We start from the raw sequence: 1,067 nt of genomic DNA, 5'->3' as shown, positions 1-1,067 counted from the left end.
CTTTTGATGAACTCAGCAACGTTCGCTGAAGCGATTGTAAATAGCTTCAGGCAGGCTGCATCTACCGCCAGTGGCTACAGTCTGCTTACACCCTCAGATTTTTTTGTGAACGGCTGGAAGATCGTCCAAGAGATTTTAAACTCGGTAAGTGCTTGGTCGCCTATTGATTCATTGGGGATGCTGATTGCTTCAATCATTATCATGATTGCATTTGCCTTGATTTGTGCGTTCTTGGTTTTGGCGTTGGTTGAAATGTATATCGTGGTGTCAGCTAGTGTCTTAATGATGGGGTTTGCAGGTTCGCAATGGACGAAAGACTATGCCTTGAAAACTATTCAATATGCTGTTTCAGTCGGTGCAAAAATATTTATCTTACAATTGATTGCAGGTCTTGGACTTACTTTTATCCAAGAGTGGGCTACGGGCTTTAATGTTGAAGACAATGTAAGTTTGGTGGGTATGATTGGCTGTAGTGTGGTACTGCTGGCATTAACCAAAATTGTGCCTGATATGCTCCAAGGTGTGATTAACGGTTCATCTATTGGAAGTGGTGCTGCTTTAACTTCTGCCCTACGTGCTGTGGCTGCTGCGACAGCTGGCGCTGCTGCTGGTGCAGCTGGTGCGTCTATGGCTACAAAAGGCGCTGGAGCGTTGGCAAGTGAACAGCTTAAAACGGCTCAAGCAACTGGCACAGGCCCATCGAGTGCAATGGGTAAAGCTGGTTTTATGGCTGGTAATATGGCCATGAATATGAGTTCTGCTTTAAAAAGTGACCTTGGTAGTCGTTTAAGTGGTTCTACGACTGGTGGACGTATGGCTGGCTCGATGATGAATAAAGCAAACGAGCTACGGTCAAAACGATCTAAAAGCAATCAGGATGAAAACACTATCTCATAGGGCGAGACAGATTTTTTCTGATTATTCGCATTTGTTTAGTTGTTGTTTTATACGCTCAATCCTTGTAATAAGACCATCCACACAACTTTGATGACGTTCATAAAGTGGGTGGTCTTTATTCTGCCAGTTATCCAATATTTCTTTGGCTTCGATGTACTCTTGTTCTAGTT

General features: G+C 43.6%; 1 protein-coding gene. It reads left to right on the top strand.

The genetic code is table 11. The features are described from left to right. On the top strand, positions 1-897 hold an 897-nt coding region (gene trbL / locus ACFW3F_RS25580; RefSeq protein ID WP_388062519.1), incomplete at its 5' end, for a P-type conjugative transfer protein TrbL. Between the last annotated feature and the right edge of the window lie 170 nt (positions 898-1,067).

It is taken from the genome of Gordonia sp. NPDC058843 (genome assembly GCF_042743165.1).
In the GTDB taxonomy this organism is placed as follows: Bacteria; Actinomycetota; Actinomycetes; order Mycobacteriales; family Mycobacteriaceae; genus Gordonia.
The sequence above is the reverse complement of the archived record's forward strand: the minus strand, read 5'-3'. Positions and strand labels throughout refer to the sequence as shown.